At 62.8% G+C, this 26256-nt stretch carries 25 protein-coding genes; 7 read left to right on the top strand and 18 right to left on the bottom strand.

The genetic code is table 11. The features are described 5' to 3' along the window. Nucleotides 1–75 precede the first annotated feature (75 nt). Nucleotides 76–264, top strand: coding sequence for a hypothetical protein (locus ACIQUS_RS22110; protein WP_403051456.1), 189 nt, complete (start codon nt 76–78; stop codon nt 262–264). 36 nt (nt 265–300) lie between these two features. Here ACIQUS_RS22110 and ACIQUS_RS22105 read toward each other — a convergent pair whose 3' ends face one another. Continuing rightward, on the bottom strand, nt 301–687 hold the full coding sequence (locus ACIQUS_RS22105) for a fe2+ zn2+ uptake regulation protein (protein ID WP_403051453.1): 387 nt from the start codon (nt 685–687) through the stop codon (nt 301–303). 209 nt (nt 688–896) lie between these two features. On the opposite strand from ACIQUS_RS22105, the gene ACIQUS_RS22100 reads away from it, so the two are divergent. Next, nucleotides 897–3209: an acylase gene (locus ACIQUS_RS22100; RefSeq protein ID WP_403051451.1), complete on the top strand. Its 2313-nt coding sequence runs from the start codon at nt 897–899 to the stop codon at nt 3207–3209. Nucleotides 3210–3223: 14 nt separating this feature from the next. Here the strand turns inward: ACIQUS_RS22100 and yegQ are convergent, their stop codons facing one another. Then, nucleotides 3224–4543, bottom strand: a complete 1320-nt coding sequence (gene yegQ / locus ACIQUS_RS22095) for a tRNA 5-hydroxyuridine modification protein YegQ (RefSeq protein ID WP_403051448.1) — start codon at nt 4541–4543, stop codon at nt 3224–3226. A gap of 123 nt (nt 4544–4666) precedes the next feature. On the opposite strand from yegQ, the gene ACIQUS_RS22090 reads away from it, so the two are divergent. Beyond that, nucleotides 4667–5731: an AI-2E family transporter gene (locus tag ACIQUS_RS22090; RefSeq protein ID WP_403051445.1), complete on the top strand. Its 1065-nt coding sequence runs from the start codon at nt 4667–4669 to the stop codon at nt 5729–5731. On the opposite strand, the gene ACIQUS_RS22085 is transcribed toward ACIQUS_RS22090, so the two are convergent. Beyond that, the gene (locus tag ACIQUS_RS22085) at nt 5728–7821 is read right to left on the bottom strand and encodes a TonB-dependent receptor family protein (protein WP_403051442.1); all 2094 of its coding nucleotides are present in this window, start codon (nt 7819–7821) and stop codon (nt 5728–5730) included. The genes ACIQUS_RS22090 and ACIQUS_RS22085 overlap by 4 nt on opposite strands. 226 nt (nt 7822–8047) lie before the next feature. On the opposite strand from ACIQUS_RS22085, the gene ACIQUS_RS22080 reads away from it, so the two are divergent. Genes ACIQUS_RS22080 through ACIQUS_RS22070 form a run of 3 tightly spaced genes read left to right on the top strand, consistent with a single transcriptional unit; the run spans nt 8048 to nt 9063 of the window. After that, entirely contained in the window at nt 8048–8311 is a 264-nt protein-coding gene (locus ACIQUS_RS22080; RefSeq protein WP_403051439.1) for a LuxR C-terminal-related transcriptional regulator, read from the top strand. A gap of 37 nt (nt 8312–8348) precedes the next feature. Then, a complete protein-coding gene (locus ACIQUS_RS22075) occupies nt 8349–8717 on the top strand; it encodes a head completion/stabilization protein (RefSeq protein ID WP_403051436.1) in 369 nt (122 codons plus the stop codon). Next, nucleotides 8710–9063: a putative holin gene (locus ACIQUS_RS22070; protein ID WP_403051433.1), complete on the top strand. Its 354-nt coding sequence runs from the start codon at nt 8710–8712 to the stop codon at nt 9061–9063. The genes ACIQUS_RS22075 and ACIQUS_RS22070 overlap by 8 nt, the downstream gene beginning before the upstream one ends. An 11-nt stretch (nt 9064–9074) precedes the next feature. Here the strand turns inward: ACIQUS_RS22070 and ACIQUS_RS22065 are convergent, their stop codons facing one another. Continuing rightward, on the bottom strand, nt 9075–9482 hold the full coding sequence (locus ACIQUS_RS22065; RefSeq protein ID WP_403051430.1) for a helix-turn-helix domain-containing protein: 408 nt from the start codon (nt 9480–9482) through the stop codon (nt 9075–9077). Nucleotides 9483–9751: 269 nt separating this feature from the next. Here ACIQUS_RS22065 and ACIQUS_RS22060 point away from each other — a divergent pair, with 269 nt between their 5' ends. After that, complete coding sequence (locus ACIQUS_RS22060; RefSeq protein WP_403051427.1) at nt 9752–10084, top strand: ogr/Delta-like zinc finger family protein; 333 nt, start codon at nt 9752–9754, stop codon at nt 10082–10084. Nucleotides 10085–10131: 47 nt separating this feature from the next. Here the strand turns inward: ACIQUS_RS22060 and nuoN are convergent, their stop codons facing one another. The 14 genes from nuoN to ACIQUS_RS21990 form a co-directional block, all read right to left on the bottom strand. Further along, nucleotides 10132–11601, bottom strand: coding sequence for an NADH-quinone oxidoreductase subunit NuoN (gene nuoN, locus ACIQUS_RS22055; RefSeq protein ID WP_285860836.1), 1470 nt, complete (start codon nt 11599–11601; stop codon nt 10132–10134). Between the two features lie 7 nt (nt 11602–11608). Next, complete coding sequence (gene nuoM, locus ACIQUS_RS22050; protein ID WP_403051423.1) at nt 11609–13141, bottom strand: NADH-quinone oxidoreductase subunit M; 1533 nt, start codon at nt 13139–13141, stop codon at nt 11609–11611. Between the two features lie 39 nt (nt 13142–13180). Further along, nucleotides 13181–15034, bottom strand: a complete 1854-nt coding sequence (nuoL, locus tag ACIQUS_RS22045; protein WP_403051420.1) for an NADH-quinone oxidoreductase subunit L — start codon at nt 15032–15034, stop codon at nt 13181–13183. Then, a complete protein-coding gene (gene nuoK, locus ACIQUS_RS22040) occupies nt 15031–15339 on the bottom strand; it encodes an NADH-quinone oxidoreductase subunit NuoK (protein WP_028944232.1) in 309 nt (102 codons plus the stop codon). The genes nuoL and nuoK overlap by 4 nt, the downstream gene beginning before the upstream one ends. A gap of 4 nt (nt 15340–15343) precedes the next feature. Next, on the bottom strand, nt 15344–15844 hold the full coding sequence (gene nuoJ, locus ACIQUS_RS22035; protein WP_285860831.1) for an NADH-quinone oxidoreductase subunit J: 501 nt from the start codon (nt 15842–15844) through the stop codon (nt 15344–15346). Between the two features lie 9 nt (nt 15845–15853). Next, nucleotides 15854–16402, bottom strand: coding sequence for an NADH-quinone oxidoreductase subunit NuoI (nuoI, locus tag ACIQUS_RS22030; RefSeq protein WP_009400993.1), 549 nt, complete (start codon nt 16400–16402; stop codon nt 15854–15856). A gap of 11 nt (nt 16403–16413) precedes the next feature. Further along, complete coding sequence (nuoH, locus tag ACIQUS_RS22025; protein WP_285860830.1) at nt 16414–17421, bottom strand: NADH-quinone oxidoreductase subunit NuoH; 1008 nt, start codon at nt 17419–17421, stop codon at nt 16414–16416. Beyond that, the gene (nuoG, locus tag ACIQUS_RS22020) at nt 17418–20132 is read right to left on the bottom strand and encodes an NADH-quinone oxidoreductase subunit NuoG (protein ID WP_403051415.1); all 2715 of its coding nucleotides are present in this window, start codon (nt 20130–20132) and stop codon (nt 17418–17420) included. Before nuoG ends, nuoH begins: the two co-directional genes overlap by 4 nt. A gap of 130 nt (nt 20133–20262) precedes the next feature. After that, nucleotides 20263–21630 (bottom strand): NADH-quinone oxidoreductase subunit NuoF, encoded by a 1368-nt coding sequence (gene nuoF, locus ACIQUS_RS22015; protein WP_403051412.1) that lies wholly within the window; start codon nt 21628–21630, stop codon nt 20263–20265. Next, nucleotides 21627–22124, bottom strand: coding sequence for an NADH-quinone oxidoreductase subunit NuoE (gene nuoE, locus ACIQUS_RS22010; protein WP_285860826.1), 498 nt, complete (start codon nt 22122–22124; stop codon nt 21627–21629). Before nuoE ends, nuoF begins: the two co-directional genes overlap by 4 nt. A 2-nt stretch (nt 22125–22126) precedes the next feature. Continuing rightward, a complete protein-coding gene (gene nuoC, locus ACIQUS_RS22005; RefSeq protein ID WP_403051409.1) occupies nt 22127–23908 on the bottom strand; it encodes an NADH-quinone oxidoreductase subunit C/D in 1782 nt (593 codons plus the stop codon). Nucleotides 23909–23986: 78 nt separating this feature from the next. Further along, on the bottom strand, nt 23987–24664 hold the full coding sequence (locus ACIQUS_RS22000) for an NADH-quinone oxidoreductase subunit B (RefSeq protein ID WP_010220398.1): 678 nt from the start codon (nt 24662–24664) through the stop codon (nt 23987–23989). A 10-nt stretch (nt 24665–24674) separates the two neighbouring features. Next, nucleotides 24675–25088 (bottom strand): NADH-quinone oxidoreductase subunit A, encoded by a 414-nt coding sequence (locus ACIQUS_RS21995; protein WP_285860819.1) that lies wholly within the window; start codon nt 25086–25088, stop codon nt 24675–24677. 357 nt (nt 25089–25445) lie between these two features. Beyond that, a complete protein-coding gene (locus ACIQUS_RS21990) occupies nt 25446–26108 on the bottom strand; it encodes a lysoplasmalogenase (protein ID WP_403051404.1) in 663 nt (220 codons plus the stop codon). Nucleotides 26109–26256 lie beyond the last annotated feature (148 nt).

Here is a 26256-nt window from a genome sequence, read left to right as displayed (position 1 = left end):
GCTCGCGCCCGGCTGCGTTGTATGATGCGCCCGGGTCGTTCCGGACCTTTATCCCGATGTCGCAAGGAAATACCAATGACTCAAGGTCAACGCTTGAAATACTCCCTACTGATCGCCCTGGCGGTGCTGGCGATCATGCTCGGCCTGTCCTACTTGCAGAAACAGGGCGTCATCACTGAGCAGGTGTTCCAGTACATCGCCATCGCCGTGGCCGTCGTGGTCGTGGTGATCAACGGCATCATGCGCCGCAAGGTCAAGTTCTGAGCCACACCGCGCGGCCGGCATCTGCCGGCCTTGCACTTAGCGTGGGCTGGCCTGCGCCAGGATGCTGCGGGCCTCGGGGTTGAGGCTGTAGCACTTGTCGTTGCCCAGGCTGATCACGCCTTCGGCACACAAACGCTTGAGCACTTCGCGAACGCTGAGGAACGACAACGGGATATCCAGTTGCTCAAGCTGGCTGTGAATCCCGCGCACACCGATGCTGCGACCCTCCCGGTCGGCCACGTGCAAGGCATCGATGACCTTGAGGCGGATCAGGCTGGTACGCAGCCCGAAACACCTGAGCAGTTCGCGAATATGTTCATTGCCCGGGCGCTCGTTGTCGCCGCTGTCGGCTTTTGCCGTCAGGGGTTGCCGAGGTTTTCGCTCGGGTCTGCTGGCGATCATCGCCTGTTGCTGGTTGTACATGTGAATGCTCCCTTCCGTGGCCAGTCCATTTACCATCATGTTTGATGCCTTCACCCTATAAGACGAATGAGAAGGGCAAAACTGCAGTGCCTGGCGAAAAAAATTTCTCGGGTCACTCAGGTAAAGACGTTTCGAACCTGCCTTTCCCGTAAATTTATCCCCTGTACTTCGTTCAATCAGGATCAACCCTGATTGGTGCAGGAGTACCCGTGATCAAACCCCGTCCCTTGGCCTGCATCTGTCTGGCCGGCCTGCTGTGCGGTTTCAGTCTTCCCTCCCAGGCCCGCGCCGTCGCCGGTGATGCCAGCGCCGAAATCCGTCGCACCAGTTTTGGCGTCCCCCATATCCTGGCCAAGGATGAACAGGGCCTGGGTTACGGTATCGGTTACGCCTATGCCCAGGACAACCTGTGCCTGCTGGCCAATGAGGTGGTCACGGTCAATGGCGAGCGTTCACGCTACTTCGGCGCTGACCAGGTGACCGTTGAACAGCGCAAGAACCTGGCCAGCGACCTGTTCTTCAGCTGGCTGAATACGCCCGCCGCGGTGGCGGGCTTCTGGCAGGCGCAACCGGCCCAGGTACGGGCGCTGCTGGAGGGGTACGCCAAGGGCTACAACCGCGCGCTGGCCGAGCGCACGGCCCAGGGACCGGGTGCCGAGTGCCTGCAAGCGCGGTGGCTGCGGCCCATCACTCCCCAGGACCTGGTCAAGCTGACCCGCCGCCTGCTGGTCGAAGGCGGCGTGGGGCAATTCGCCGAGGCGCTGGCAGGTGCCGTGCCGCCCACTGACGTGGCCGGCCTGACGCTGGACATGAGCGTCGCCCAGGCGCGCCAGGACAACTTCGCCCTGGAGCGCGGCAGCAACGCGGTGGCTGTCGGCCGTGAGCGATCGGCCACAGGACGCGGCATGTTGCTGGCCAATCCCCACTTTCCGTGGTCCGGGGGCATGCGCTTTTATCAGATGCAACTGACCGTGCCCGGCAAGCTGGACGTCATGGGCGCCGCGCTGCCCGGGCTGCCGCTGATCAACATCGGTTTCAACCGTCACCTGGCCTGGACCCATACGGTGGATACCTCCCGACATTTCACCTTGTACCGGCTCGAACTCGATCCCAAGGACCCGACCCGCTACCTGCTCGATGGCAAGTCGCTACCCATGACCCGCCAGCGCGTGACGGTGACGGTCAAGGGCGAGGACGGCAAGCAGTCGACGATGAGCCGTGAGGTTTATGCTTCGGTGTTCGGTCCGGTGGTGCACTGGCCAGGAAAGCTGGACTGGAACAAAGAGCACGCCTACAGCCTGCGTGATGCAAACCTGGACAACACCCGGGTATTGCAGCAGTGGTACAGCATGAACCAGGCCGACAGCCTCAAGGCACTTCAGGGTTCGGTGGAGCAGTTGCAGGGCATTCCCTGGGTCAACACCTTGGCGGTGGACGCCAAGGGCAGCACCTTGTACCTGAACCAGTCGGTGGTGCCCTACGTGGATGCCGCGCTGCTGGCACAGTGCAGCGATCCGGCCGCCGGGCAGGCATTGATCGTGCTCGATGGATCACGCAGTGCCTGCAACTGGAAAAACGACCCTCGGGCAGCCCAGCCCGGCATCTTCCCGGCCCAGTTGCAACCCAGCCTGAGCCGCGGCGACTTCATCCAGCACGCCAATGATTCGGCCTGGATGGTCAACCCGGCGCAGCCTCTGCGAGGTTTTTCACCGCTGATCAGCCGTGACGAGCAGCCCCTGGGGCCACGCAGCCGCTTTGCCCTGCAGCGCCTGACCCAGGGTGGCAAGCTCACAGGCACGGATTTGCAGCAGATGGTCATGGACAATCAGGTGTATCTGGCCGAGCTGCTGATGCCGGATGTGTTGCAATGGTGTGGTGGGCAGGCGTCCGATGCCCGGCTGAGCGCGCTGTGCGGCAGCCTGAAAGCCTGGAACGGGCGCGCGGACCTGGACAGCGGTATCGGTCTGGTGCATTTCCAGAACATCCTGCAAACCCTGCTCAAGCGTCCGGATATCTGGCGCGTGGCATTCGATCCGCAGGATCCGCTGCACACGCCCCGTGGTCTTGCGGTCGAGCGTGCGCAAGTGGCGACAGCGCTCAAGGACGCGGCGCTGGCATCAAAGGCCCTGGTGGAAAAGGCCGGCCTGGGTGCCGATGTGCGCTGGGGGCAGATCCAGCAGGCCGCCGATGGCACGCCGATTCACGGCGGCCCTGCGGCCCTTGGTGTCTACAATGCGATCCAGAGTGTGCCGACCGCCGGGGGCAAGCGTGTCGTGGTCAGTGGCACCAGTTACCTGCAACTGGTGACGTTTGATGACAAGGGGCCCCAGGCCCTGGGGTTGCTGGCGTTTTCGCAGTCCAGCGAAGCAGGGGCGGTCCATGCTGCGGACCAGACCCGCGCCTTCTCGGCCAAGCAATGGCATGTGATTCCGTTCACCGAGGCGCAGATCAAGGCCGATCCGCAGTATCGCCTGCAGGTGATTCGTGAGGTGGATACGGCGGCGGTGGCGACAGCGCCTTGAACCGCAGGGCCTGATCACTGCACCAACTCACGCAACAACAAGCCGTACGCAAGGTCCACCTGCTCAGGGATAGGCAGGTAGACCGTATGGCCATCTCCCGGCGCCACTTCGATCGCCGCGCCCTGGCGATCGCGCAGCTGATGCAGGTCGAAATGATAGTTGCCCCGTGGCGTCATCAGCTCCAGGTGATCGCCCAGGGCAAAACGGTTCTTGACCCGCACTTCGGCCAGGCCATCGACCCGTGCACCGGTCAGTTCACCGACGAACTGCTGGCGATCCGAGACGGAGTTGCCCCGCTGGTAGTTCTGGTATTCGTCGTGCACGTGGCGGCGCAGGAAACCCTCGGTATAGCCACGCTGGGCCAGTGACTCGAGGTTGAGCATCAGGCTGCGGTCGAACGCGCGGCCGGCCACCGCATCATCGATGGCCTGGCGATAGGCCTGGGTGGTACGCGCGCAGTAGAAGTGCGACTTGGTCCGTCCTTCGATCTTCAGCGAGTGCACACCCATGCGCGTCAATCGCTCGACATGCTGCACGGCGCGCAGGTCCTTGGCGTTCATGATGTAGGTGCCATGCTCGTCCTCGAAGGCCGGCATGTCTTCGTCCGGGCGGTTGCTCTCTTGCAGCAGGAACACCTGGTCGGTGGGCGCGCCGATGCCCAGCGTCGGCTGCACTTCGCGGACGATGTCGCCGCTGGCGTCCTCGGTGGCCGGGGTGGCGCTGTATTTCCAGCGGCAGGCATTGGTGCAGCTGCCCTGGTTGGCGTCGCGGCGGTTGAGGTAGCCCGACAGCAGGCAGCGGCCGGAATAAGCCATGCACAGCGCGCCATGGACAAAAACCTCCAGCTCCATCTGTGGTACCTGCTGGCGGATCTCCTCGATCTCTTCCAACGACAGCTCGCGGGACAGGATCACCCGGCTCAGGCCCTGGCTGCGCCAGAACTCGACGCTGGCCCAGTTCACCGTGTTGGCCTGCACCGACAGGTGAATCGGCATCTGCGGGAAATGCTGGCGTACCAGCATGATCAACCCGGGATCGGACATGATCAGCGCATCGGGGGCCATTTCGATCACCGGTGCCAGGTCCTTGAGGAAGGTCTTGAGCTTGGCGTTGTGCGGGGCGATGTTGACCACCACATAGAAGCGCTTGCCCTGCGCCTGGGCTTCCTTGATGCCCAACGCAAGGTTGGCGTGATCGAACTCGTTGTTGCGCACCCGCAGGCTGTAGCGCGGCTGGCCGGCGTAGACCGCATCGGCACCGTAGGCGAAGGCGTAGCGCATGTTCTTCAGGGTGCCGGCAGGGGCGAGCAATTCAGGTTTGGCTGGCTGGGTCATGATCGGGTCGCGGCAAAAGGCGCGGATGCTACCGCTGTCGCGGCGCGCTTTTATTGATCTGGATCAAGGGCACTTTTGCCTGCGCGCTGCGCACTAATGTTCAGAGCAGCCAAGGAGCCGCCCATGAGCGAAACCGTCCAGCAGCACAAGGCCCTGCTTCTGTTCTTGACCCTGGTGACCCTCGCGTTCATCTGGATACTGCTGCCGTTCTACGGGGCGGTGTTCTGGGCGGTGATCCTTGGCATCCTCTTCGCCCCCCTGCAGCGACGGCTGTTGCTGCGCCTGGGCTGGCGACGCAACCTGGCGGCCGGGGCGACCCTGCTGGTGTGCGTGCTGATCGCCATCTTGCCGGTGATCGTCATCAGTACCTTGCTGGTGCAGGAAGGCGCGGCCCTGTACAAAAGCATCGAGAGCGGCCAGCTGGATATTGCCGGTTACATCGAGCGCTTCAAGGACATGCTCCCGGCCTTTGTCCAGAATGGCCTGGAACGCATGGGCATGGCCAACCTGGAGGGCCTGCGCGACAAGATCGCCAAAAGTGCGATGCAGGGCAGCCAGTTCTTCGCCAGCCAGGCCGTCAGCTTTGGCCAGGGCACGTTCGACCTGCTGGTGAGCTTCGGGGTGATGCTGTACCTGCTGTTCTTCTTTCTGCGTGACGGTGCCGAGCTTGCCCGCAAGGTCCGCGCTTCGCTGCCTCTGGCCGAGCAGCAGAAGCGTCGCCTGCAACTGAAGTTCAACCGCGTGGTGCGCGCCACGGTCAAGGGCAATCTGGTGGTGGCGCTAACCCAGGGGGCACTGGGCGGGATTATCTTTGGCATGTTAGGCATTCCGAGCCCACTGGTCTGGGCCGTACTGATGGCCTTTCTCTCATTGCTGCCGGCGGTGGGGGCGGGGATTGTCTGGGTGCCGGTGGCCATTTACTTCCTGGCCACCGGCGCCCTCTGGAAAGGCGTGGTGCTGATCGCGTTCGGGCTGTTCGTCATCGGTCTGGTGGACAACCTGTTGCGACCGATCCTGGTGGGCAAGGACACGAAAATGCCCGACTACCTGATCCTGCTTTCCACCCTGGGCGGCCTGGCGGTGTTCGGCCTCAATGGCTTTGTGATCGGTCCGTTGATCGCCGCGCTGTTCATGTCCAGCTGGGCGATCTTCGTCTCGACCAAACCGCAGGTGCAACTGCCCAGCTAGCGGAAGCTGTAGGAGACCCCGGCGTAGACAGCAAAGCCTTCGCCCGGGGTCGAACGGGCAATATCCTGGCCCTTGTCGTTGTAGCCCGGGGTGACAGTGGCGGCGTAGCGCTTGTTGGTCAGGTTGCGCAAGTCGAGCCAGGCTTGCCAGTCCTGTTTCGGCGAGTTGTAGCCCAGCGTGGCGCCGAGCAGTGCATAGGCATCGGCCGAGTAGCTGTTGGCGTAGTCGACCTGGACTTTGGACGCCATCTGGGTATTGAGCCCGGCGTACAGGCCGCTGGGCAGGTCGAAGCGCAGTTCGGCCTGGTAGTAGTGCATGGGGATGCCAGGCAGGCGGTTGTCACCGAACACCTCGTCATCGCGATAGTGGAAGTCGCTGAAGGTGTAGGCCTGGCGCAACGACAGCTTGCCGACGGCCGAGCGCTCCCAGAGCAGGGAGTCGAGTCCGGCTTCGACACCCTGGTGGACGGTGGCGCTGGCGTTGAATTCGGCTGCGGGAAGGCCGGGCACGATCTCGACGGCCAGTAGTTCATGGCGCACTTGCGAGTAGTACCAGGCCAGGTCCCAACGTCCGATCATCGACTCACCCCGGGCGCCGAGCTCAAGGGTGGTGGCGGTCTGATTCTGCATTTCGATCGGCTGGATCTGCTGGCCGTTGACCCGCGGCGAGCTCCAGATCAAGGCCCATGGGTGGGGCGGCTCCACCGAGCGGCTGAGGTTTCCATACAGTTGCAGGTTGGGGCTCAGGTCATAGCGAAGCCCCAGGCGCGGCGCGTAGTCCCAGTCGTGCTGGCTGACCTTGCCGCCATTGTCGGGGTAGGTCACCGCACTTTCGCGGCGGGTGTAGATCATCGCAAGGCCCGTGGTCAGCCACAGGTCGGGGATCAACTCCAGCTCATTAGCCCAATGCACGACACTGTCGGAGCCTTGGTAACTGAAGTCGCGGGTGCGGGTGCCGACGGGCAGGTTGCCGTTGCTGGCTTCCGATACCCGGACGAACTCGGAGGCACCGCTGTTGGGCAGGTGCTTGGTGGTACGCCAGCCGACCGTGGTCTTGCTTTCGTGACCGAGCAGCGTGTCACGCCGCATGTAATTCAGGGTGCCACTGACATCGGTGTAGGCAACCTTCAGTCGATTGGCACCTTCGCGCAGGTCCATCGGGTAGTCGTGGTAGACCAGGCCGGCCTCCAGGCGAGCGTCGTCGTCCAGGTAGAAAGTCGTCTTGTTGCCCAGCCAGGTACTGCCCGGTTGCGGGCGACTGGCATCGCGGCTCAGGTACAGGGGATTGGCCGCGCGCGGGTCATGCTCGATCTGCGCTTTGGTCAGGCGTCCGGCCAGGTCGTTCTCGGTTTCCCGGTAGCGCAGGTAGAAGCGGGTTTCCAGGTTGGGGTTGAAGCGATAGCCGACATTGGCAGCGATCCCCTTGCTGCTGCCACTGCTGTGGTCCTGGTAACCGTCGTACTCCGAGTCGGTCAACGCCACGTAGTAATCCAGGTCGCCCAGCGCCTGGCCCGAGCTGACCTGGCGCTTGGCGTAACCGTGGCTGCCCAGCTCATAGCGCACCTGCAAGGGGGCGGCGTCACGGCCGGTATGCGTGATGTAGTCGATGGCGCCACCCAGGGCCAGGGCACCACGGTCGAAACCGTTGGCGCCGCGCAACACTTCGGCGCGGCTCAGCCACAGCGGTTCGAACAGCTCATAGGGGGTGCCGCCGGGGCCGGTCAGCGGCAGGCCGTCGAACATCGTGTACACGCCCGAGCCGTGGCTGCCCGGTGCGCGGTTGATGCCTGAGCCGCGGATCGACAATTTGATGCCATCGTTGCCGGCCGACTGGGCGAATACGCCGGGCTGATAGGCAAGTACATCCTGGTTGCTGGCTACCCGGCCTTGCTCTACCCGTTGCATATCGATCAGGTTGCTGGCGCCAGGTACCTGGTACAGGCGCTCCCCGGCCGCCTCCAGTTCACTGTGCTGCTGGTCTTCGATCAGGATCTGTCCCAGCTCCAGGGGGGCAGCCGCCTGGGCCTGGCTCGCTGCGACGAACACGCCCAGCAGGCCAAGGGAAGACGGAAAGGGTAAAGCGGGACGCATCGTACGACTCCAACGACAGAGGGCGGCAGGCAATGAGGGTCAGACGCAGGAAATGCAGCCCGGAGCACGCAAGGTACTGCCCAAATTTGTGCGTGTGTTGGTAAGACGAATTTGTAGCCTTGTTCCTTACAGGTTGAGCGACTGGCTCCCATATCGCTGCTGTTCGTAAATTGACGGCACATCCTGATCCGGAAATGTTCCGGCCACGAATTTGCGGAGTACCACCATGACCGCCTGTAACCTTTTACATCCTTCGACCGGTAGCCCTGTCGATGACTTGTCCAACCCGATCCGCCTGACGCCGCGGGAGCAGCAGGTGCTGCTCTGGTGCGCCTATGCCAAGAGCTCCTGGGAAATTGGCCAGATACTCCAATGCAAGGAATCGACTGTTAATTATCATGTCGGCAACATTCTCCGGAAGTTTGACGTGGATTCACGGGTGGCCGCCGTGATCAAGGCACTGCGCTATGGAATGCTGCAGCATCAGTGATGCGGCGCCTGCAACGATGAACGGGAAGGAATGCTTCATGCACAGCGAAAACGATACAACGGGGCCTGGGGTACGCTGCCGCAGGCTGGCGTGGCAGGACCCCTTCTGGCCTCCTGTCGACCTCGACGGGCTGCGCGCACAGTTGCAGCTGTCGACGCAGATCAGCGAAGCGCGACTGGAGGTCGCCGCACGGTTTGCCGCTCATAAAGCAGCGGACGAATTCGCGATCTGGCGCAGGGTGCTGCGGGCCCGGGGCTACCAGCAACTCGGTGAGCTGCCGTCCCATGAGCGCCTGGGCCACCGCTACCTGCGCGCAGTGCAGGTACATACCCAGTGGGCGCTGGCACGGGATCTGACGGTCGTCGACCGCCAGCCGGATGCAGGTGGGGGGCAAGGGCATGAGTGAGCCAACCAGTGCCAGCCTCTCCAGCCTGTTCGTGGGCCTGGGCCTGGCCTCGTCCATGCCGGTGGTGGATGGCGATACCGTGTTCGGGGCGCTGCTTGGCGCCTGGCTGGTGGCCAGTACTCGAGGATTCCTGAAAGCCTGGCAGCGCCTGGGCTCTTTGTTCCTGTCAGCGGGGGTGGGTTACCTGTTCACTCCGCTGGTGCTTCTCATGGCACCCTTTCTTTCATCTGGAGTCGCGGCGTTCATTGGTGCCGTGGTAGTGATTCCGATCAGCATCAAGGTGATGATCTGGCTCGATTCAACGGACCTGCGCGAAATCCTCCAGCGACTTCGCAACGGCTCCTGAGCCGGCGCTTTTCAGGACCTGGGGTGCAGGTGCCTGGACAGTTCCTCGACCTGGCGCTCCAGCTGGCGTAGCCGTCGTTTTTCATCCACTGCCTGGGCGATCGCCTGCTGGTCTTGCCGGCTCAAGGTCCGCATCTGGGTGAGCAACTGTACTTCCCACTGCGCAATCGGCTCGGCGCTGGCGGTGTGGGCTGCAGGAGCGGCGGGTTGCGGCTCTTGCCCGAGCAACAGCCAGTCCAGCGATACCCCGTGGCGCGCAGCCAGGTCTATGCAGACTGAGTAGGGAATGCTGTCTCGACTCTTCCAGCTGCTCAGGGTCTGCGGACTCACATCCAGGACACAGGACAGCTCGGTGTCAGTTCGGGTGGCAGTGACCTGCTTCATGCGGTGCAGTACGGCAGCAAATCCATTTGTACTCATATCGAGTAATCTCTTGAGGTGTCGGTATAATTGCTAGCAAATAATTACTCAAAATGAGTAATTTCGATCTGTAACATCAACGGCTACTCATTAGGGGAATATCTATCGATGGGAAATACCGAGAAAAAAAGGCAACGGCCCTCACTTCATTCTGGTTTGAGCTTACATCAGTTCGAGAAGTGTATGAATTTTTACTGGGCGTGTAGGGGGGCGTGCAATTCAATTGTGGGGCATTTTCAATGGCTAAACAGCTTATGCAGGAGGCGCACGTGAGTACCTACAAATTGGTCTGCCCCCATTGCAAAAGCCGCATGCGCATCCGTACCAGCGAGGGGCGACACATTTTCCTGAGGGTGGCTTATCTACAGTGCACCACCGAGGCCTGCGGTTGGTCGGTACGCGCCGAGTTCGAGATGACCCATGAGCTGTCTCCCAGCGGCATGCCCGATCCTGCGGTTCATTTACCTCGCGCTGGAGGCGAGTTGCGTCAGGCGGCAATGGCGCCTGCCATTGAGAAACGCTGTCCGTCCCGTCGCGGCGATAGCGCTCAGTGCAAAGACGAAAACGGCCAGGGGCAGGGATTGTCCAAACAAGAGGCCTGAAAACAAAACACCCCGCCGAGGCGGGGTGTCTGTCATTGCGTGATCGATCAACCGATCAGTTGCAGGCCTGCATGCTGGACCATGTCCAGCAACGGCTGCGGGTACACACCCAGGACGAAGGCCAGGATGGCGATCGCCAGCAGCATCACGCCACCGGTGCGCTGTTCCCAGTTCAGCGGAGCATCGTGACGACGCAGGTTCGGCTCGATCAGGAACAGGGTAACCATGACGCGCAGGTAGTAGAACACGCCGATGGCGCTACCGATCACCAGGGCGCCAACCAGCCACCACAGCTGCGACTCGACGCCGGTGGCGATGATGTAGAACTTGCCGATGAAGCCCGCGGTCAGCGGGATACCGGCCAGCGACAGCATCATCACGGTCAGCACCGCGGTCAGGTACGGACGGCGCCAGAACAGGCCGCGGTACTCGTACAGGGCATCGGCGTCACGGCCGCTGTAAGGCGAGGACATCAGGGTGATCACACCGAAGGCGCCGAGGCTGGTGATCACGTAGGTGACCAGGTACACACCGATGGCTTCCACGGCCAGGCCCTTGCTCGCCACCAGGGCGATCAGCAGGTAACCGAAGTGGGCGATCGACGAGTAACCGAGCAGACGCTTGAGGTTGCTCTGGGTCAGGGCCAGCAGGTTGCCGATCAGGATCGAGGCGACCGCGATCACCGACAGTACGGTGGTCAGCACGCCGCTGCTGGCAGCAGGGGAGAGCATGAACAGACGCACGACGACGGCGAACACCGCGACCTTGCTGGCGGTGGCCAGGAAGGCGGCGACCGGTGCCGGAGCACCTTCGTACACGTCCGGGGTCCACAGGTGGAACGGCACCAGCGACAGTTTGAAGGCCAGGCCGACCAGCATCATGCCCAGGCCCAGTTGGGCCAGCAGGCTTGGCATGCTGGTGGCGGCCAGGGCCTTGCCGATACCGTCGAAGCTCAGGCTGCCGGCGTCGGCGTACAGCAGGGCCATACCGAACAGCAGGAAGGCGGAACCGGCGGCCGACAGCACCATGTATTTGATGCCGGCTTCCAGCGAACGCTTGTTGAAGAAGGCGTAGGCCACCAGGCCGTAGACCGGCACCGAGAGCAGTTCCAGGCCGATGAACAGGCCCGCCAGGTGTTGCGCGCTGACCAGCACCAGGCCACCCAGGGCAGCCATGAGGATCAGCAGGTACAGCTCTTCGCGGTTGCCCGGGTAGCCTTTGCCGCCATCACCCAGGTAGGCGTGGGCGAGAGTGACGCAGGCCAGGGTGGCGACCAGGATCAGTGCCATGTACAGGCAGGCGAACTTGTCGATGGTCAGCAGCGGGGTGACCGCCAGTGGAACGATCTTGAGTACCGGCAGGATCGACAGCAGGGCCAGGTTCAGGCCCACGGTCGACAGCAGGAAGGTTTGCGAGTGGTTGCGGCGCCAGGCGATCGCCAGCATCACCACGACAACGGTGATGGTGGTGATCAGCAGTGGCGCAAGCGCGATAAAGTGTTGAATCGTCAGGTCCATAGCGCTCTTACCGGGCCGAAGCGAGTTGAGTGATAGCGGAGCCGAACCACTGCTGCACACCGCTCATGGTGGCAGCGGAAGTGTCCAGGAACGGCTGCGGGTAGATGCCCAGCAGGATCAGCAGGCCGGCCAGGCCCAGCACCATGATCATTTCGCGGGTATCCATGCCGGCCAGGACTTCTTCGGATTTCGCCGGGCCGAAGTAGGCACGGTGAATCATGATCAGCGAGTAGACCGAACCGAACACCAGGCCACTGGTGGCGATCACGGTGACCCATGGCGAGCTGACGAAAGCGCCGATCAGGATCAGGAACTCGCCGACGAAGTTACCGGTGCCCGGCAGGCCCAGCGACGCGGCAGCGAAGAACAGGCTGATGGCCGGCAGGTAGGCGATGCGGTGCCACAGGCCACCCATCTGACGCATGTCACGGGTGTGCAGGCGCTCGTACAGCTGGCCGGCCAGGATAAAGAGTGCCGCCGCCGACAGGCCGTGGGCCAGCATCTGGATCACCGCGCCTTGCAGGGCTTGCTGGCTGCCGGAGTAGATACCGATCAGTACGAAGCCCATGTGCGAAACGCTGGAGAAGGCGACCAGGCGCTTGATGTCGGTCTGGGCGAAGGCCAGGAAGGCACCGTAGAAGATACCGATCAGGCCCAGGGTCATGGCGATTGGCGCAAACTCTGCCGACGCGTTCGGGAACAGCGGCAGGGCGAAACGCAGCAGGCCGTAGGCCGCAGTCTTCAGCAAGATACCGGCCAGGTCCACGGAACCTGCGGTCGGTGCCTGGGCGTGGGCATCAGGCAGCCAGGAGTGGAAGGGTACGACCGGCAGCTTGACCGCGAAGGCGATGAAGAAGCCGAGCATCAGCACGTATTCGGTGCCGGCCGGCAGTTCGGCCTTGAGCAACTGGGTGTAGTCGAAGGTGATCACACCGGTATTGCTGTAGTTGACCAGTACCAGACCGAGGATCGCCACCAGCATGATCAGGCCGCTGGCCTGGGTGAAGATGAAGAACTTGGTCGCGGCGTAGATCCGGGTCTTCTTGCCGTCCGAGGAGCTGTGACCCCAGAGCGCGATGAGGAAATACATCGGCACCAGCATCATTTCCCAGAAGAAGAAGAACAGGAACAGGTCCAGGGCCAGGAACACACCGACCACGCCGCCCAGGATCCACATCAGGTTGAGGTGGAAGAAGCCGACGTGACGCTGGATCTCTTTCCAGGAGCACAGTACCGAGAGCACACCGAGCAGGCCGGTGAGCAGGATCATCAGCAGCGACAGGCCGTCCAGGGCCAGGTGCAGGCTGATGCCGAAGCGCTCGATCCATTGCACTTTGAATTCGAGCGCCCACTCGGGCGCGGCGCCCGGGGCAGGGGCCAGGGTGTAGTCCCCGTTGGCCCACAGCCAGAGGCCGATACCAAGGAGCAGGGACATGGTCAGCAGCGCAATCCAGCGCGGCAGGGTGGCGCCGAAGCGCTCACCCAGCCAGCACAGCAGGCCGCCGATGAAGGGGATCAGGATCAGCCAAGGCAAAATCATGACGGGCTCAATTCCTTTCGCAAAGTCGCAAGGTTCATATCAGACCGCAGCCATCAACACGGCGCCGAGTACAAGCACGGCACCCACGGCGATCGAGGCGGTATACCAGCGCAGCTGACCGGTTTCGGTTTTGCTCATGGCGGCGTGTCCGCCACGGGCCATACGCGGAATCAGGCCGATGCTGCGGTCAACCGGATCCTTGCGCAGGATGTGGGCGATCAGCAGGTAAGGTTTGACGAACAGCTTGTCGTAGATCCAGTCGAAGCCCCAGGCGGCGAACCACCAGGCCGACAGGACGCGGCCGATGCCGCTGTTGGCAATGGCGGTGACGACGCGACGCTTGCCCAGGAACAGCACCGCGGCCAGCAGGATACCGGCGATGGCGATGGCGCCCGAGGCGATCTCCAGGCTGTGCTTGGCTTCACCGCCGGCATGGCCGGCACTTTCCGGCAGCACGCCGGCCAGTGGTGGGTGGATCCAGGCGCCGACGAAGGTCGACAGTACGATCAGCACGCCCAGCGGCAGCCAGTGGGAGATACCGTGGCCGGCGTGGGCTTCGGTCTTGGCTTCGCCGTGGAAGGTGATGAAGATCAGGCGGAAGGTGTACAGCGAGGTCATGAACGCACCCACCAGGCCTGCATACAGCAGGTTGGTGTTGCCGCTGGCGAAGGCTTCCCAGAGGATCTCGTCCTTGGAGTAGAAGCCGACGGTCAGGATCGGCAGGGCAGCCAGGGCGGCACCACCGACGACGAAGCTGGCGTAGGCCAGCGGCAGTTTCTTCCACAGGCCGCCCATCTTGAAGATGTTCTGCTCGTGGTGGCAGGCAACGATCACCGCACCGGAAGCAAGGAACAGCAGGGCCTTGAAGAAGGCGTGGGTCATCAGGTGGAAGATCGCCGCGTCCCAGGCGCCAACGCCCAGGGCCAGGAACATGTAGCCGATCTGGCTCATGGTCGAGTAGGCGAGGATACGCTTGATGTCGGTCTGCACCAGCGCGGCGAAGCCGGCAAGCACCAGCGTGATTCCGCCGACCACGCCTACAAGGTGCAGGATGTCCGGCGCCAGGGTGAACAGGCCGTGGGTACGGGCGATCAGGTAGACACCGGCGGTCACCATGGTTGCGGCGTGGATCAGTGCCGAAACCGGGGTAGGGCCGGCCATCGCGTCCGCAAGCCAGGTCTGCAGCGGCAGCTGGGCCGATTTACCGACCGCACCACCGAGCAGCATCAGGGTAGCCAGGACCATCCAGAAATCACCGGCCTGGAACTTCTGCGGCGCCAGGACCAGCAGCTCCTGTACGTTCAGGGTGCCGAGCTGGGCGAACAGGATGAACAGGCCGATGGCCATGAACACGTCGCCGATACGGGTGACGATGAAGGCTTTCAGTGCTGCGTTACCGTTGTTGCGGTTGCTGTAGTAGAAACCGATCAACAGGTAGGAGCACAGGCCTACGCCTTCCCAACCGAAGTAGATGAACAGCAGGTTGTCGCCCAGCACCAGGAACAGCATGCTGGCGATGAACAGGTTGGTGTAGGCGAAGAAGCGCGAGTAGCCGGCTTCACCACGCATGTACCAGGAGGCGAACAGGTGGATCAGGAAACCGACACCGGTGACCACACCGAGCATGGTGATCGAAAGACCATCCACGTACAGGGTGAAGTTCGGTGCAAAGCCGTCCACCGACATCCACTGCCACAGCAGCTGGCTGTATGCACCGCCTTCAGGCGGGGCAACGTTGAACTGCCAGATCACATAGGCGGCCACGGCGGCCGAGAGGCCCACCGAACCGACACCGACCAGCGCCGACAGGTTTTCGGACCACCGACCGCGCGAGAACGACAGCAGCAGGAAGCCGATCAGGGGGAATAAGAACGTCAGGAAGATAAGGTTCATCCGCGCATCTCACTGGCAGCATCGATGTCGAGAGTGTGGAAGCGGCGATACAGCTGCAGCAGGATCGCAAGGCCGATACTGGCCTCGGCGGCTGCCAGGCTGATCACCAGGATGAACATGATCTGTCCATCCGGCTGCGCCCAGCGGCTGCCGGCGACGATGAACGCCAGTGCCGAGGCGTTCATCATGATTTCCAGGCTCATCAACACGAAAAGAATGTTGCGGCGCACCATCAGGCCGACCAGACCGAGGCAGAACAGGATGCCGGCGACCGCCAGCCCGTGCTCGAGAGGAATTGCAGGCATGTGATTACTCCTTCGCCTCGTTGCGGCCGAGGTGGAAAGCCGTCACCGCTGCGGCGAGCAGCAGCATCGAGGCCAGTTCCACCACCAGCAGGTAAGGACCATACAGGCTGATGCCGACCGCCTTGGCGTCGACCGTGGTGTGGCCGATGCCGCCACCGCTTTCGCTGCCGAACAGTACGTACAGCAGTTCGAGCAGCAGCAGCGCAGCCAGGACCACCGGTCCCAGCCAGATGCCCGGCTTGAGCCAGCCACGTTCCTGGGCGACCGAGGCCGGCCCCAGGTTGAGCATCATCACCACGAAGACGAACAGCACCATGATGGCGCCAGCGTAGGCGATCACTTCCAGGACACCGGCGAACGGGGCGCCGAGGGCGAAGAAGGTCATCGCCACGGAGATCAGCGAAATGATCAGGTAGAGCAGGGCGTGCACGGGGTTGGTGTTGGTGATCACCCGAAGGGTGGACACCACAGCGACACCGGATGCGAAATAGAAAGCGAATTCCATCTTTCTTCCTTAAGGGAGCAAGCTCTTCACGTTGATCGGCTCGGCTTCGTTCTGCGCGGCGCCTTTCGGCTTGCCGGCAACAGCCATACCTGCAACACGGTAGAAGTTGTAGTCAGGGTTCTTGCCGGGGCCGGAGATCAGCAGATCTTCTTTCTCGTACACCAGGTCCTGACGTTTGAACTCGGCCATTTCGAAATCCGGTGTCAGCTGGATTGCGGTGGTCGGGCAGGCTTCCTCGCAGAGGCCGCAGAAAATGCAACGGGAGAAGTTGATGCGGAAGAACTCCGGGTACCAACGACCGTCTTCTGTCTCGGCTTTCTGCAGCGAGATGCAACCGACCGGGCAAGCCACGGCACACAGGTTGCACGCTACGCAGCGCTCTTCGCCATCCGGGTCGCGGGTCAGGACGATGCGACCACGGTAGCGTGGTGGCAGGTAGACCGGCTCTTCCGGGTACTGCAGGGTGTCACGTTTGCGAAACCCGTGAGAGAACACCATCACCAGGCTGCGCAGCTGGGTGCCGGTGCCCTTAACGATGTCGCCAATATACTTGAACATGGGTCAAATCCTCACTGGGCCGCAACAGCTGGCGCGTTGTAGAGCACGAGCGCAGCGGTCACCAGCAAATTGATCAGGGTCAGCGGCAGGCAGAACTTCCAGCTGAAGTCCATCACCTGGTCATAGCGCGGGCGCGGGATCGAGGCGCGCAGCAGGATGAACAGCATGATGAAGAACGCGGTTTTCAGGGCGAACCAGATGAACGGGATCTGCGGCAGGATGCCGAACGGACCGTGCCAGCCACCGAAGAACAGGGTCACCAGCAGCGCCGAGACCAGGATGATGCCGATGTACTCACCCACGAAGAACATGCCCCATTTCATGCCGGCGTATTCAATGTGGTAACCGTCGGCCAGTTCCTGTTCCGCTTCCGGCTGGTCGAAGGGGTGACGGTGAGTCACGGCCACGCCAGCGATGAAGAAGGTGCAGAAGCCGAAGAACTGCGGAATGATGAACCACAGGTTCTGGGCCTGGTAGTCGACGATGTCACGCATGTTGAACGAGCCGACCTGGGCAACGATACCCATCAGCGCCAGGCCCATGAACACTTCGTACGACACGGTCTGGGCCGAGGCCCGCAGGCTGCCGAGCAGGGCGTACTTGTTGTTCGACGACCAGCCGGCGAAGAGCACGGCGTAGACCGACAGACCGGCCATGGCGAAGAAGAACAGCAGGCCGATGTTCAGGTCCGCCACGCCCCAGGTCGGGGTGATCGGGATGATCACGAAGGCGATCAGCAAGGCACTCATGGCCACGACCGGCGCCAGGGTGAAGATCATCTTGTCGACAAAGGGCGGGTTCCAGTCTTCCTTGAAGAACATTTTCAGCATGTCGGCAGCGATCTGGAACATGCCGAACGGGCCGACGCGGTTCGGACCGTAACGGTCCTGCCACCAGCCCAGCAGGCGCCGCTCGACGAAGCTGAGCAGCGCGCCGCAGACCACCACCGCCAGCAGGACCACGATGGCCTTGACGACAGCGATGATCACATCGATCACTTCGGGGGTGAACCAGGTCATTGTGCTGCCTCCTGCAGGCCTTCGACGGATGCACCGAAGATGGCTGGCGGGATACCGGCCAGGCCTTTCGGCAGGGCAACCAGGCCTGCGCCCAGTTCTTCATTGATGCGCAGCGGCAGGCGCAGGGTCACGCCTGCCACGTTCAGGCTCAGCAGTGCACCGTCGTTGACACCCAGGCGGTCGGCTTCGGACTTGGCCAGGCCGACGTAGGCTTGCGGGATGCGCTCTTGCACCGGTGCTGCGCGCGAGGAGTTCTCCTCGCTGCCGAACAGGTGGTAGAACGGCACGGCCTGCCAGGTACCACGGGCCGGGGCGAAGGCGCCCGGAATGGTGGTGAACCACTTGAGCTTGTCGCCCTCGGATTCGATCAGGCGGGTACCCGGGTCACCGGCGCGCAGGCTGCCACCGACTTCGTCCTGGAACTTGTTCCAGGCCTGTGGCGAGTTCCAGCCCGGCGACCAGGCGAACGGCACTTGCGAGCGCGGTTCGGCCGAGCCCGAGTAACCTTCCATGGAGAAGGCGAACGGGGTGTCCTTGTCTTGCGGAGTACGCGGCTCGTGCACGCTGATGTTGGCGCGCATGGCGGTACGGCCGGAGTAGCGCAGCGGCTCACGGGCCATCTTCATGCCCTTGATGCGGAATGCGGCGCTTGGCGCGGCATTGACGATGCCGGTCAGTTGCGCTGCAGCCGAGGCGCAGGCGCTGGTGACGTGGTCCAGCTGGGTCCAGTCCACCGGTTTGTTGAGCAGGGTGGCACGCAGGGCGTGCATCCAGCGCCAGCCTTCGTGGACCAGGATGCTGCTGTCCAGGTAGGTCGGATCGAACACCTGGAAGAAGCGCTGGGCGCGGCCTTCCTGGCTGACCAGGGTACCGTCGCCTTCGGCGAAGCTCGCCGCCGGCAGCACCAGCTGGGCGCGGTCGGTGGTGGCGGTCTTCTGGTGGTCGGCAACGATGATCACCTTGGCAGCGGCCAGGGCAGCGTCGACCTTGGCGGCCGGGACGCGGCTGTACAGGTCGTTTTCCAGGACGACGATGGCGTCGGCCTTGCCGGAAATCACGGCGTCCAGGGCCGCATCGACCGACTCGCCACCGAGCATGGCCAGACCCAGGCTGTTGGCCTCAGGTACCACCAGGCTCAGGGAGCCGTTCTTCGCGCGCAGCTTCAAGGCCTTGGCAATGTTGGCGGCGGCTTCGATCAGGGCCTTGGAGCCCAGCGAGGTACCGGCGACCACCAGCGGACGGTTGGCGGCGACCAGAGCATCGGCGATGCGCTTGGCCAGTTCCAGGGCCTCGGCATCCAGGCCTTCGACGGCCGGGGCGCTCGGGTCGATGGCGTGGGCCACGGCGAAACCGATACGGGCCAGGTCATCCGGCGCTGCGTGTACGCATTCCTCGGCGACGTCGTCGAGCTTGGTCTCGGCCAGGCTTGCGATGAACAGCGGGTACAGGGCGTGCTGGCCGATGTTCTTCACCGCGGCATCCAGCCATGGCTGAACGCGCATGGCATCGGCCATGGCTTCGGCCTTGCCCTTGACCGACTGGCGCAGGGCCAGGGCGACGCGGGCGGCGGTCTGGGTCAGGTCTTCACCGAGGACGAACACGGCGTCGTGGTCTTCCATCTCGCGCAGGGTAGGGACCGGCAGCGGGCTGTCGTTCAGAACCTGCAGGGCCAGGCGCACGCGCTCCAGCTCACCGGCTTCCATACCCGAGTAGAAGTGCTCGGCGCCGACCAGCTCGCGCAGGCCGTAGTTGCTTTCCAGGCTGGCGCGTGGCGAGCCGATACCGACGATGTTGCGACCGCGCAGCATGTCGGCGGCCTTGTCCAGCGCCGCGTCCAGGCTCAGCTTGGTGCCGTCGGCCAGCAATGGCTGACGTGGGCGGTCTTCGCGGTTGACGTAGCCATAACCGAAACGGCCACGGTCGCAGAGGAAGTACTGGTTGACCGAACCGTTGTAGCGGTTCTCGATGCGGCGCAGTTCGCCGTAACGCTCACCGGGGCTGATGTTGCAACCGCTGGAGCAGCCATGGCAGATGCTCGGGGCGAACTGCATGTCCCACTTGCGGTTGTAGCGCTCGGAGTGGGTCTTGTCGGTGAACACACCGGTCGGGCAGACCTCGGTGAGGTTGCCGGAGAACTCGCTTTCCAGCACGCCGTCTTCGACACGGCCGAAGTAGACGTTGTCGTGGGCACCGTAGACGCCAAGGTCAGTGCCGCCGGCGTAGTCCTTGTAGTAGCGCACGCAGCGGTAGCAGGCGATGCAGCGGTTCATCTCGTGGGCGATGAACGGGCCGAGTTCCTGGTTCTGGTGGGTACGCTTGGTGAAACGGTAGCGGCGCTCGTTATGGCCGGTCATTACCGTCATGTCCTGCAGGTGGCAGTGACCGCCTTCCTCGCACACCGGGCAGTCGTGCGGGTGGTTGGTCATCAGCCATTCGACGACGCTGGCGCGGAATGCCTTGGACTCGTCGTCGTCGATGGAAATCCAGGTGCCATCGGAGGCCGGGGTCATGCAGGACATGACGATACGACCACGGGTGTCGTTCTCGTCGGTGTACTGCTTGACCGCGCACTGGCGGCAGGCGCCGACGCTACCGAGCGCCGGGTGCCAGCAGAAATAGGGGATGTCGAGGCCGAGCGACAGACACGCCTGTAACAGGTTGTCTGCACCATTGACTTCGAGCGCTTTGCCGTCTACGTGGATAGTGGCCATGGTTCAAAGTTCTTCGTTGGCCCGCGTCTGCGGGCGTGGCTAATGGAAATCTGTGTGCCTGCGGCCCGCGCAGGGAGTACCTGGCGAGCCGCGTTGGCAGCGGGTGGCACGGACCACCCGCATTTGATTCTTATGCGCCGACTACAATCGGCTTCGCCAGGTTCGGGCGCAGGGCTTCGCTGCCTGGTGTTACAGGTGCGACGCCGGCCTCGAACTCCGGACGGAAATACTTGATGGCACTGCCCAGCGGCTCCACGGCGCCCGGTGCGTGGGCGCAGAAAGTGCGGCCAGGGCCGAGGAAGTTGACCAGGCCCAACAGGGTCTCGATGTCTTCCGCCTTGCCTTGACCCTTCTCCAGGGCGCGTAGCATCTTCACGCTCCATGGCAGGCCGTCGCGGCACGGGGTGCACCAGCCGCAGGATTCGCGGGCGAAGAACTCTTCCATGTTGCGCAGCAGCGAGACCATGTTGATGCTGTCGTCGACCGCCATGGCAAGGCCGGTACCCATCCGGGTGCCGACCTTGGCGATGCCACCGGCGTACATCTGTGCATCCAGGTGCTCGGGCAGCAGGAAACCGGTACCGGCGCCGCCGGGCTGCCAGCACTTGAGCTTGTAGCCGTCGCGCATGCCACCGGCGTAGTCTTCGAACAGCTCGCGGGCGGTGACGCCGAACGGCAGCTCCCACAGGCCAGGGTTCTTGACCTTGCCCGAGAAGCCCATCAGCTTGGTGCCGTGGTCTTCGGAGCCTTCGCGGGCCAGCGACTTGTACCAGTCGATGCCGTTGCCGACGATGGCCGGCACGTTGCACAGGGTCTCGACGTTGTTCACGCAGGTCGGCTTGCCCCAGACGCCAACGGCGGCAGGGAAGGGCGGCTTGGAGCGCGGGTTGGCGCGGCGGCCTTCCAGGGAGTTGATCAGTGCGGTTTCTTCACCGCAGATGTAACGCCCGGCGCCGGTGTGCACGAACAGCTCGAAGTCGAAACCGCTGCCCAGGATGTTCTTGCCCAGAAGGCCTGCGGCCTTGGCTTCCTCGATGGCGCGGTTGAGGTTGCGCGCCGCGGTGGTGTATTCGCCACGCAGGAAGATGTAGCCGCGGTAGGCTTTCAGCGCGCGGGCGCTGATCAGCATGCCTTCGACCAGCAGATGGGGCTGTTGCTCCATCAGCATGCGGTCCTTCCAGGTGTTGGGCTCCATTTCGTCCGCGTTGCACAGCAGGTAGCGGATGTTCATGGATTCGTCTTTGGGCATCAGGCCCCATTTGACGCCGGTGGGGAAGCCCGCACCGCCACGGCCCTTGAGGCCGGAATCTTTCACGGTCTGGACGATATCGTCCTGGGACATCTGTGCCAGGGCCCTGCGGGCGGCGGCATAGCCGTCCTTGGCCTGGTACTCGTCGATCCACACCGGTTCGCCGTCGTCACGCAGGCGCCAGGTCAGCGGGTGCGTCTCGGCCGAACGGGCGATGCGGTTGGCCGGGCCGAAGGAAGTGATGGTCATACGTAACCCTCCAGCAGCTTGGAAACGCCAGCAGGCTGGACATCGCCAAAGGTGTCGTCGTCGATCATCAGCGCCGGGGCCTTGTCGCAGTTGCCCAGGCAGCACACCGGCAGCAGGGTGAAGCGGCCGTCGGCGGTGGTCTGGCCCAGGCCAATGCCCAGCTCGCTCTGGATCTGGCTGACCACGGACTCGTGGCCGCCGATGTAGCAGACCATGCTGTCGCAGACGCGGATGATGTGCCGGCCAACCGGCTGACGGAAGATCTGACTATAGAAGGTAGCCACGCCTTCGACATCGCTGGCAGGAATGCCGAGCACTTCGCCGATGGCATAGATGGCGCCGTCCGGCACCCAGCCGCGTTCCTTCTGGACGATCTTGAGGGCTTCGATGGACGCCGCGCGCGGGTCCTCGTAGTGATGCATTTCGTGCTCGATGGCCGAGCGCTCGGTTTCGCTCAGGACGAAACGGTCAGTCTGGATAAGCGTGCTGTTCATGCTTAGCGGTCCACGTCAGCCATAACGAAGTCGATACTGCCCAGGTACGCAATGAGGTCGGCGACCATGCTGCCGCGGATCACCGAAGGGATCTGCTGCAGGTGCGGGTAGCTCGGGGTGCGGATCCGGGTGCGGTAGCTCATGGTGCCGCCATCGCTCGTCAGGTAGTAACTGTTGATGCCCTTGGTCGCCTCGATCATCTGGAAGGATTCGTTGGCCGGCATGACCGGGCCCCACGAAACCTGCAGGAAGTGGGTGATCAGGGTTTCGATGTGCTGCAGGGTGCGCTCTTTGGGCGGCGGCGTGGTCAGCGGGTGATCCGCCTTGTACGGGCCTTCCGGCATGTTGCGCAGGCACTGGTCGATGATGCGGATACTCTGGCGCATCTCCTCGACACGGACCATGCAGCGATCGTAGGCATCGCCGTTGTGGGCCAGCGGCACTTCGAACTCGAAGTTCTCGTAGCCGGAGTATGGACGGGCCTTGCGCAGGTCGAAGTCAAGACCGGTGGAACGCAGGCCGGCACCGGTGACGCCCCATTCCAAGGCCTGCTTGGTGTTGTACTGGGCAACGCCAATGGTACGACCCTTGAGGATGCTGTTCTGCAGGGCAGCCTTGGTGTACTCGTCGAGGCGCTTGGGCAGCCATTCGACGAAGTCTTTCACCAGTTTGTCCCAGCCGCGCGGCAGGTCGTGGGCGACGCCGCCGATGCGGTACCAGGCCGGGTGCAGGCGGAAACCGGTGATCGCTTCGATCACGGTGTAGGCGCGCTGGCGGTCGGTGAAGGTGAAGAACACCGGGGTCATGGCGCCGACGTCCTGGATGTAGGTACCCAGGAACAGCAGGTGGCTGGTGATCCGGAAGAACTCGGCGAGCATGATGCGGATCACGTCGACCTTCTGCGGCACCTGGATGCCGGCCAGCTTCTCGACGGCGAGCACGTACGGCAGGTTGTTCATCACCCCGCCGAGGTAGTCGATACGGTCGGTGTAGGGGATGAAGCTGTGCCAGGACTGACGCTCGGCCATCTTCTCGGCGCCACGGTGGTGGTAGCCGATGTCCGGTACGCAGTCGACGATCTCTTCACCGTCCAGCTGCAGGACGATACGGAAGGCACCGTGGGCCGAAGGGTGGTTCGGGCCCAGGTTGAGGAACATGTAGTCCTCGTTGGTGCCATGACGCTTCATGCCCCAGGCTTCAGGGTTGAAGCGCGCGGCTTCTTCCTCGAGCTGTTGCTTGGCCAGGGTCAGGCTGTACGGATCGAACTCGGTGGCGCGGGCAGGGTAGTCCTTGCGCAGCGGGTGACCTTCCCAGGTCGGCGGCATCATGATACGGGTCAGGTGCGGGTGGCCGGCAAAGTCGATGCCGAACATGTCCCAGACTTCGCGCTCGTACCAGTTGGCGTTCGGCCAGATACCGGTCACGGTCGGCAGGTTCAGGTCGCCTTCGCTCAAGGCCACCTTGATCATCACGTCGCTGTTACGTTCAACCGACAGCAGGTGGTAGAACACGCTGAAGTCGGCAGCCGGCAGGCCGCGGCGTTGAGTGCGCAGGCGCTCGTCCACCCCGTGCAGGTCGAAGAGCATGCTGTACGGCTTGGCGACATTGCGCAGGAAGCTCAAAACTTCCTTGAGTTTGGCGCGGGTAACCCAAAGCACCGGCATGCCGGTGCGGGTTTCCTGGGCAACGAACGCCTCGGGGCCGAATTTGTTGTTCAGTTCGACGACCACATCCTGGTCGTCAGCCTTGTAAGGCGGGATATAAATAGCGGTGTCCGCTGTCATGGTCTCGGTCGCTTTCGGTCAACGTAGAGAATGAAGCCAGGCTGCCTGTCGCACATGCGCAGGCAGCAGATAGCTGGATCAGACTTCGTCGGGGCTGCGCAGGTTGGTGACCTGGATGCGCTGTTCACGGCGTTGCTCTTTCTGCGACGGCATCTCGGCACGGTAAATGCCTTGATCGCCGACAACCCAGGAAAGAGGACGACGCTCCTGGCCAATCGACTCCTGCAACAGCATCAGGCCTTGCAGGAAGGCTTCAGGGCGAGGCGGGCAGCCAGGCACGTAGACATCCACGGGGAGGAACTTGTCGACCCCCTGAACGACCGAGTAAATGTCGTACATGCCACCGGAGTTGGCGCACGAACCCATGGAGATGACCCATTTGGGCTCGAGCATCTGCTCGTACAGGCGCTGGATGATCGGCGCCATCTTGATGAAGCAGGTGCCGGCGATGACCATGAAGTCGGCCTGACGCGGCGATGCCCGGATGACTTCGGCGCCGAAGCGGGCGATGTCGTGGGGCGCCGTGAAGGCCGTGGTCATTTCCACGTAGCAGCAGGAGAGGCCGAAGTTGTAGGGCCACAGGGAGTTTTTACGCCCCCAGTTGACCGCGCCACTGAGCACATCTTCAAGTTTGCCCATGAAGATGTTCTTGTGGACCTGGTCCTCTAGCAGCGAATCGGAGACGGTTTCCCGTTCTCCGATGGGATACTGCTCGTTAGGCGCATCCGGGTCGATTCTGGTGAGATTGTATTGCATTGCCAAAGCCTCATTGTTTCAGCTTCGCCTGCCGCATACGACGACCCACGGGTGCCCAATCGAGCGCCCCGACCCGCCATAGGTAGACAAGACCTGCCAACAGAATTGCTATGAAAACGAGTGCTTCGACGAATCCGGTCCAGCCGCTTTCGCGGACGGACACAGACCATGCAAAGAGAAAGAGGGCTTCGATATCGAAGATCACGAACAGCATCGCGACCAGATAGAATTTGGCCGACAGGCGCAAGCGGGCGCCGCCGGTGGGCAGCATGCCGGACTCGAAGGGTTCGTTCTTGCTGCGGCCCCAGGCCTTGCTACCGAGCAGGGCGGACAGACCGAGCATGAAGGCACAGAGGCCTACGACACCCAAAAGGAAAATGGCAAAGCCCCAGTTGTGGGCGATGAGTCCTGTCGAATCGGGCATGCTGAAAATCCTTATACAGAGACAGTCTCTGCGGCTTGGAAAGAAGTAGAGCAGTGACGATATGTCGCAGCGGAATCTATCGCGCTGATTTTATGGGTAAACCCGGTGCAAGTAAAATTTCTGCAGCAAATTTATTCGTAGGATTAAGAACAAAAATCTTTCGTAACTCGCTGAAAGCCCCGTGGAATGGGCATTGCCACGGGTTTTGTTAATTATGTTTCTTGTCGCGCGTAACGAACCTGTAATTTCGAAATGATAATTAATATCATTTGACCTTGTCTGAATAGTCCTACTGTTAGGCTCAACTACAAAGTTGTGCAACATTGACATCACCTGCAAGTTTTCCCGTGCAGTGTTCTAACCGGTTTTTTCCTCTCGCGCTGCGCTCTGGATCAAGGCTTTTGCAGATTGGCCGGGGTGGGCCGAGGCGGCGATCGCCCATTGGCCCAGCCAATAGGCGAGGATGATCAGGTAGGGGGCGGCCGTGAACGGGCTGACGAAGCGGTCGATGCCGATCAGGCTGTCGGAAAACACGAAGGCGATGGCGCCCAGGGCGGCAAGGCCGCCGCAGGCCAGGGCGCGCCAGAGCATGGCGCTGATGGCCAGGGCGTAGACGGTCACCGGCACCAGCAGCTCGCCCAGACCCTGGCTGATCAGCAAGCCCAGCAGCGCAGCGCCGACGATGGCCGAACCTGCCAGCGCCCGAGGGGCCCATTGGCGGTTTTCACCCAGGTAGCCGCGCAGGTAGGCCAGGTGGGCGCAAAGAAACGCCCCGAGACCGAACACGAACAGATCGCCCGGAACCGCCAGGAGCACATCGCCGAGCAGCGAGAAGCCCAGGCCGATCATGATCCAGCGGCGGTAGCGACCGGGGTTGGCGCCATTGAGCCAGGCCAGCAGGGCCAGCACGGGGATCGGTTTGGCGGCAAGGCCCAGCAGCGCATTGCCGCTGGCCAGTGCATATAGATAGACGGCGCCGCCAAGCAGGGCCAGGCAGAGCAGGGTGAGGGGGCGAGGCATGTCCGATCCTTGGTGTTGTTGTGTGCCTAGCATAGCCAACCGGAATTAATGTGTAGGAGCGGGCTTGCCCCGCGATTGCACTCTAGCACTGCAATCGCGGGGGCAGGCCGCTCCTACCGGGGGGGGTGACCCCCCAACCCCGGGATTG

Origin of the sequence: Pseudomonas sp. NPDC090755 (assembly GCF_044769005.1) — a bacterium.
GTDB lineage: Bacteria > Pseudomonadota > Gammaproteobacteria > Pseudomonadales > Pseudomonadaceae > Aquipseudomonas.
Note: the sequence above shows the minus strand (reverse complement) of the source record. Positions and strands in the feature narration are given on the sequence as shown.

What these genes read in the sequence shown, in the direction of transcription:
- ACIQUS_RS22070 (WP_403051433.1), top strand. Translation starts at nt 8,710, where the DNA reads ATGAGTGAGCCAACCAGTGCCAGCCTCTCCAGCCTGTTCGTGGGCCTG.
- ACIQUS_RS21990 (WP_403051404.1), bottom strand. Translation starts at nt 26,108, where the DNA reads ATGCCTCGCCCCCTCACCCTGCTCTGCCTGGCCCTGCTTGGCGGCGCC.
- nuoK (WP_028944232.1), bottom strand. Translation starts at nt 15,339, where the DNA reads ATGCCTGCAATTCCTCTCGAGCACGGGCTGGCGGTCGCCGGCATCCTG.
- ACIQUS_RS22080 (WP_403051439.1), top strand. Translation starts at nt 8,048, where the DNA reads ATGACCGCCTGTAACCTTTTACATCCTTCGACCGGTAGCCCTGTCGAT.
- nuoF (WP_403051412.1), bottom strand. Translation starts at nt 21,630, where the DNA reads ATGACCATCACTTCCTTCGGCCCGGCCAACCGCATCGCCCGTTCGGCC.
- nuoJ (WP_285860831.1), bottom strand. Translation starts at nt 15,844, where the DNA reads ATGGAATTCGCTTTCTATTTCGCATCCGGTGTCGCTGTGGTGTCCACC.
- ACIQUS_RS22105 (WP_403051453.1), bottom strand. Translation starts at nt 687, where the DNA reads ATGTACAACCAGCAACAGGCGATGATCGCCAGCAGACCCGAGCGAAAA.
- ACIQUS_RS22000 (WP_010220398.1), bottom strand. Translation starts at nt 24,664, where the DNA reads ATGCAATACAATCTCACCAGAATCGACCCGGATGCGCCTAACGAGCAG.
- nuoL (WP_403051420.1), bottom strand. Translation starts at nt 15,034, where the DNA reads ATGAACCTTATCTTCCTGACGTTCTTATTCCCCCTGATCGGCTTCCTG.
- ACIQUS_RS22085 (WP_403051442.1), bottom strand. Translation starts at nt 7,821, where the DNA reads ATGCGTCCCGCTTTACCCTTTCCGTCTTCCCTTGGCCTGCTGGGCGTG.
- nuoM (WP_403051423.1), bottom strand. Translation starts at nt 13,141, where the DNA reads ATGATTTTGCCTTGGCTGATCCTGATCCCCTTCATCGGCGGCCTGCTG.
- nuoN (WP_285860836.1), bottom strand. Translation starts at nt 11,601, where the DNA reads ATGGACCTGACGATTCAACACTTTATCGCGCTTGCGCCACTGCTGATC.
- nuoE (WP_285860826.1), bottom strand. Translation starts at nt 22,124, where the DNA reads ATGAACAGCACGCTTATCCAGACTGACCGTTTCGTCCTGAGCGAAACC.
- nuoC (WP_403051409.1), bottom strand. Translation starts at nt 23,908, where the DNA reads ATGACAGCGGACACCGCTATTTATATCCCGCCTTACAAGGCTGACGAC.
- nuoG (WP_403051415.1), bottom strand. Translation starts at nt 20,132, where the DNA reads ATGGCCACTATCCACGTAGACGGCAAAGCGCTCGAAGTCAATGGTGCA.
- nuoI (WP_009400993.1), bottom strand. Translation starts at nt 16,402, where the DNA reads ATGTTCAAGTATATTGGCGACATCGTTAAGGGCACCGGCACCCAGCTG.
- nuoH (WP_285860830.1), bottom strand. Translation starts at nt 17,421, where the DNA reads ATGACCTGGTTCACCCCCGAAGTGATCGATGTGATCATCGCTGTCGTC.
- yegQ (WP_403051448.1), bottom strand. Translation starts at nt 4,543, where the DNA reads ATGACCCAGCCAGCCAAACCTGAATTGCTCGCCCCTGCCGGCACCCTG.
- ACIQUS_RS22075 (WP_403051436.1), top strand. Translation starts at nt 8,349, where the DNA reads ATGCACAGCGAAAACGATACAACGGGGCCTGGGGTACGCTGCCGCAGG.
- ACIQUS_RS22065 (WP_403051430.1), bottom strand. Translation starts at nt 9,482, where the DNA reads ATGAGTACAAATGGATTTGCTGCCGTACTGCACCGCATGAAGCAGGTC.
- ACIQUS_RS22110 (WP_403051456.1), top strand. Translation starts at nt 76, where the DNA reads ATGACTCAAGGTCAACGCTTGAAATACTCCCTACTGATCGCCCTGGCG.
- ACIQUS_RS21995 (WP_285860819.1), bottom strand. Translation starts at nt 25,088, where the DNA reads ATGCCCGATTCGACAGGACTCATCGCCCACAACTGGGGCTTTGCCATT.
- ACIQUS_RS22090 (WP_403051445.1), top strand. Translation starts at nt 4,667, where the DNA reads ATGAGCGAAACCGTCCAGCAGCACAAGGCCCTGCTTCTGTTCTTGACC.